The 5275-nt window shown below is 68.2% G+C and carries 5 protein-coding genes; 4 read left to right on the top strand and 1 reads right to left on the bottom strand.

Annotation, left to right across the window (positions count from 1 at the left end; genetic code table 11):
• The first annotated feature begins 1 nt into the window (after nt 1).
• Nucleotides 2–175: a TonB family protein gene (locus ACH107_RS29570; RefSeq protein ID WP_412509292.1), complete on the top strand. Its 174-nt coding sequence runs from the start codon at nt 2–4 to the stop codon at nt 173–175.
• Between the two features lie 98 nt (nt 176–273).
• On the opposite strand, the gene ACH107_RS29565 is transcribed toward ACH107_RS29570, so the two are convergent.
• On the bottom strand, nt 274–2559 hold the full coding sequence (locus ACH107_RS29565) for a VWD domain-containing protein (RefSeq protein ID WP_412509291.1): 2286 nt from the start codon (nt 2557–2559) through the stop codon (nt 274–276).
• A gap of 219 nt (nt 2560–2778) precedes the next feature.
• On the opposite strand from ACH107_RS29565, the gene ACH107_RS29560 reads away from it, so the two are divergent.
• The 3 genes from ACH107_RS29560 to ACH107_RS29550 form a co-directional block, all read left to right on the top strand.
• Complete coding sequence (locus ACH107_RS29560) at nt 2779–4404, top strand: mucoidy inhibitor MuiA family protein (protein ID WP_412509290.1); 1626 nt, start codon at nt 2779–2781, stop codon at nt 4402–4404.
• 88 nt (nt 4405–4492) lie between these two features.
• On the top strand, nt 4493–5059 hold the full coding sequence (locus ACH107_RS29555; RefSeq protein ID WP_412509289.1) for a hypothetical protein: 567 nt from the start codon (nt 4493–4495) through the stop codon (nt 5057–5059).
• Nucleotides 5060–5176: 117 nt separating this feature from the next.
• Nucleotides 5177–5275: GTP-binding protein (locus ACH107_RS29550; RefSeq protein WP_397542489.1), on the top strand; the 99-nt coding region annotated here is incomplete at its 3' end.

Here is a 5275-nt window from a genome sequence, read left to right as displayed (position 1 = left end):
CATCGGCCGTGACGGGCGCCTGCGCGGCGTGTCCATGATCCGTTCATCCGGGCACAGCGTTCTGGACGAGGCGGCCGTGCGTGCCGTGCGCGCGGCGCGCGGTTTTCCAGCCGCCCCGGCCGGGCTGACCCGGCCGAGCTACACCTTCACGTTGCCGATGCGATACAGCCGTTGAGAAGCCCAGCCGCCGGTCAAGCGGTACGGGCCCGGCGGGGAAACGAACGGGGGCACCCCCGGTGCCCCCGTGATCCGTGCCGGCATTTGCGGGCCGTGTCAGATGAACTGGAAATCGTCCAGCGTGAGGTCGGCCGCGGCGACGTTCTCGATCGTGACGATATGGCCGTCCACGGTCATCTGCGCGCCGTCGGCGGTGTCGGTGATGTTCAGCGCGTCGAGGAAACCCTGCACCCCGTTGCCGCCATTGTCGATGTTGGGCGTGCCGTCCAGCGTGCTGACCGTGCGGATGAGGAAGCCGTCGGTGCCGTCCTCGAAATCGGTGATGACGTCGGCGTCGCCGTCCTTGAAGAAGTTGAAGACGAACAGGTCCTCCCCGTCGCCGCCGGTCATGGTGTCGTCACCGTCGCCGCCGTTGATCGAGTCGTTGCCGGCGCCGCCGTCGATGACGTCGTCGCGCCCGCCGCCGGCGAGGAAGTCGTCGCCGTCGCCGCCCGCGATCTCGTCGTTGCCTTCGCCGCCGCCGACGCTGTCATTGCCGGCCCCGGCATCCACGGTGTCCTGCCCGGCGCCGCCGCCCATGTCGTCGTCGCCGTCGCCGCCGTTCACGACGTCGTTGTTGAAGCTGCCGCCCATCGTGTCGCTGCCGGTGCCGCCGTCGAGCGTATCGTCCCCCGCGCCGCCGTTCACCACGTCGTTGTCGGCCCCGCCATCAACGGCATCGTTGCCCCGGCCGCCGCCCATGAAATCATCGCCGGCATCGCCGCGCATGTCGTCGTCCCCAAGGCCGCCGCCCATCCGGTCATCGCCGTCCCCGCCGCTGGCCACGTCGTTGCCGTCGAAGGAGGAGATGGTGTCGTCGCCTGCGCCGCCGTCGATCACGTCATTGCCAACCCCGCCGAGCAATCCGTCGTTGCCCGCGCCGCCGTCGAGAATGTCGTTGCCGGCAAGACCTTCGAGACGGTCGTTCCCGCCTTCGCCGCTGAGCACGTCGTCGCCGGCGTTGCCGAGCAGGGTGTCTGCCTGCGGCGTCCCCACCGCCGAGATCGGGGTGTCAAGCGCCGAGTCGAGGAAGCTCGGATCGTCCGTCAGTGCGAAGTCCAGGACCGCGTTGTCGAAGGCTTCCGTGCCGTCCTGCAGCCCCGCATCGCGGGCGGCCTGCTCCGCGGCCTCCCGCGTTTCGGTATCCAGCGTATCGAGCGAGATCAACTCCCCGGGGAAGTCGGACTGGTAGAAGTCGTCGGGGCTTTCGCCGCTGTCATACGTGAACAGGCTTTCGGCGGTGCTGTCGACGCGCCAGTCGTCACGGTAGCCGCCGTAGAGTTCCGCGAATTCCAGTGGGCGTGCCAGCGCGGTGCCGTCGGCGCGGGCGATGTCGTTGTCCGGGTTCCCGTCACCATCGCCCAGGAGCCCCTCGAGCGCGCCCATCAGCGCGTCATTGAGCCGCACGTCGATATCAAGCCGTCCGTCGCGCACCCGGACCACGACCTGGCTGTCGCCGTCGCCGACCTGGCCGTCCGCGCCGGGATAGACGATGGTGTAGGTGTCGCCCGAGCGGTAGATGCGCCCGTTGCCCACGTCCGTCGATCCGCCGTCATCCATGGTGACGACCGACCCGTCTACGTAGAGCGGATCATTTTCGGTGGAATCGATCATGACGGCCGTGCCGTCGAGGTTGGTGGCGACGGCTTCGTTGACGCTGACGTTCTCACCGGCGGGGGCCATCCGCGACTGCAATTCGAAACCCTGATCGTCGGTCGATTTCAGCAGCACGAATTCGCCCGCCGCCTGAAAGTCGTAATTGACACCATCGAGCGTCCGAAGGTGCGGATCGCCGGAAACCCATGCCGGGTTCGTGCCGGTCGGCAGTTGCGGCAGGTTCTCAAGGAAATCGTCGATCAGGTCGTCGATATCGTCATCCGTCGGGTCGGTCGGATCGGTCGGATCGTCCGGCAAATCGGCAACGAAGGCCTCGGCGAGCAGGGTGCTGTCGGGAACACCGTCCAGCACCGCGCGGATCGCGTCGAAACCGTCGGTGATCAGGCTCAGGTCCCCGTTCGCGAAGTCCTCGAGGACACCGATGGACTGGTCGATGACCTGCTGCTTGGTCAGGTTGTCCGGGATCGCGTCCTCGGTCAGGTTCTGGTCAAGCAGGGTGCGGATGTTGTCGATCTGCGGCAGAAGGAAGCTGAAATCCGTGGCAAGCAGGGAGTTTTCCGCCTGATCCAGAAGCGACAGGTAATCCCCGACCGTCACCTGTTGCGCATCCACCGAAAAGGCGTCGGTGACATTCGGATCATCCACGAAGGGCGCTGCGGTGAGCAGGAGGGAGTTCAACTGGGTGAGATCGCCTAGGTCGGAAATGTCGAACAGGTCTGGGAACATGGGGTCGTCCTCTGGTTTTGATGAAATCTTGCGCGGCGTTGATCTGGGCGTCACTCTGCCGTCGGCCTTACCCGTCGTCAAGCGCTGTGAAACCGCGATGCGCCGGTCCTTGTCGCGCGCTGTTTCACGCCGCGGGGGCGGGCGATCCGGCCCGACGGGCTTGCGTTGGCGCGCGACCCGGCGCAGGCTGCGTGTCACTTGCCCCGTCTGTAGGTTCCCATGCGCTGGATTTTGCCCATCACGCTCGCACTTCTTCCCGGCCTGCCGGGCGCGGCCGAATTCCATCCGGTCAGCAACGTGACCGCCGTCACCGTTTACCCGAGCGGCGCGGAGGTAACGCGCGAAGCGTCGGTGGACCTGCCCGCGGGGCAGCACGAGCTGATCCTCGCCGACCTGCCGCGGACCACGCCACTCGGCTCCGTCCGGGTCGAGGCCGAGGGCATGGTGCTGGGCAGCGTGACCACGCGCCAGGATTACGTGCCGCCGCGCGACGCGCAAGAAACCGCCGAACTGGCCGCGGCCCGCGCCGAGGTCGACAGGCTGGAGTCACGGCTGCGCGAGGGGGAGGCGGACGTGGCAGCGATCCGGCTGGAGGCCGAGGCGGCCCGCGGTCAGGTGGATTTCCTTGAAAACCTCAGCGCGAATGACGGTCTGGCCGGGCTCAAGGCCGGGGCGTTGCGGGATCTCGCGCGTGTCATCGGGGCAGAGGGGCTGGCGGCCCGGCGCACGGCGCATGACGCCGAGCGCCGCGCGAAGACCGCGGACCGCGCGCTTGACGATCTGCGCGCGAAGTTGAAAGCGGCGCGGCAGGCCGTCGAGGCGCTCGTGCCCGAGACAGGGCCGCGCGCGATGCTGGCCGTCTCGGTCAGCGCGGAGACGCCCGTTTCCGCGCAGATGCGTGTGCGCTACGTGACGAACCGGGCGGGATGGCAGCCGGTTCATGATTTCAGGCTGGCGCGCGACGCGGCGCGCGTCGACATCGCGCGTGGCGCGCTCGTCCGGCAGGCAACCGGGGAGAACTGGCGCGACGTCGCGATGACCCTGTCTACCGTCCGCCCGGCCGAGCGCAGCGCGCCCAGCGACATCCAGCCGTGGCTGCGCCGGATCGTTGACCCCGAGAAAAGCCGCCAGAAGGGTGCCATGCCCGCGGTCGGTGCGGGCTTTGCGGGGCGGGTCGCAGGTGTCATGCCCGAAGCCGCGGCCAAGACGGCAACGGCCGAATTCGACGGGCTGGCCGTGACGTACAGCTACCCCGATCCGGTTTCGGTGGCGACCGGGGCCGACCGGGTCCGGCTGGCGCTCGGCACGCAAGAGGTCGCCGCCGGCCTGGTGGCGCAGGCGGTGCCGCTACGCGACAGCCGCGCCTACCTGATGGCGCGGATCACCAACGACACGGGCACGCCGCTGCTGCGCACGCGGGAAGCGCGCTTTTACCGTGACGGCCGTTTCGTGGGACAGCGGGCGCTGGACACCATCCCGGCCGGGGGCGATGCCGCGCTGGCTTTCGGCCCGGTCGACGGGCTGCGGCTCACGCGGCTGGTGCCTGAACGCAGCGCCGGGGATCGTGGTGTGCTCAGCAAGTCGAACGCGCTGGTTGAGTCCGTGTCAATCGAGGTCGAGAACCTGACCGGGGAAAGCTGGCCGCTGCGCGTGCTGGACCGTGTGCCTTATTCCGAACAGGAAGATCTGCAGGTCGACTGGCAAGCCGATCCGCGCCCCGACACGCAGGATGTCGACGGCAAGCGCGGCGTTCTGGCATGGGAATTCGACCTGCCGCCCGGGGCGACGCGCGCGATCCGGCTGGACTATGACCTGCGCTGGCCCGAGGGGATGGACCTGCGCTGAGCAGTGACCTGCGCGGGCCGGGCAAATCGTTGCGCTGTCGCTGGCACTGGGCTATCGCCGTTCCCGGCACCACGATGGAGGCCCCATGATGTTCCGTTCAGCCGTCCTGTGGATCGCCCTCGTGGCGATTGGCGCCTGCACGAACGCCAACGATCTGGATGAGGCGCCCGTCGACCTCGGGGATTTCCGGCTCGGGCACAATATCGTCGTGGCGCCGAACCTCACCCGGGGGCCGACCTCCCGCGCGGCCAGCGCGGAGGAATGGATCGTGATGCTGCAAGACGCGATCGACGCGCGGTTCGGGCGTTACGAGGGCGCGGCGCTGTACCACCTGGGTGTCAGCGTCGAAGGGTATGTTCTGGGCAGGCCGGGCGTGCCGGTGATCGCGTCGCCGAAATCGTTTCTCGTTCTGCGGGTGACGGCATGGGACGACGCCGCCGGCGCCAAGCTCAACCGCGAGCCGCGCCAGATCACGGTGTTCGAAAGCCTGTCGGGGGACACGATCCTCGGGTCGGGACTCACGCAGTCGAAACGCGAACAGATGACGAACCTGAGCCGAAACGCCGCCAAGCGGATCGAGACATGGCTGCGCCATCAGCACCGCGGACGTGGCTGGTTCGCTCCCGGGCCGCGCCGGGATGCCGCCGCGCAATAGCGCCGGGTGCCATGCTTGGAAGGAACGGCTTGATTTCCCGCGCGCGAGTCACTAAACGGCGCGCGGAGATAACAAACGGGCCAGCCCGGCCCCCCAACTGACAAGGCGCCCCGAGATATGGCAAAGGAAAAGTTCGACCGTTCGAAACCGCACGTGAACATTGGCACGGTTGGTCACGTTGACCACGGCAAGACGACGCTGACGGCAGCGATCACG

The sequence above is a fragment of the Roseovarius halophilus (ex Wu et al. 2025) genome (genome assembly GCF_047086965.1).
This window is presented reverse-complemented; position numbering and strand designations above follow the sequence as displayed.

What these genes read in the sequence shown, in the direction of transcription:
- ACH107_RS29565 (WP_412509291.1), bottom strand. Translation starts at nt 2,559, where the DNA reads ATGTTCCCAGACCTGTTCGACATTTCCGACCTAGGCGATCTCACCCAG.
- ACH107_RS29560 (WP_412509290.1), top strand. Translation starts at nt 2,779, where the DNA reads ATGCGCTGGATTTTGCCCATCACGCTCGCACTTCTTCCCGGCCTGCCG.
- ACH107_RS29555 (WP_412509289.1), top strand. Translation starts at nt 4,493, where the DNA reads ATGTTCCGTTCAGCCGTCCTGTGGATCGCCCTCGTGGCGATTGGCGCC.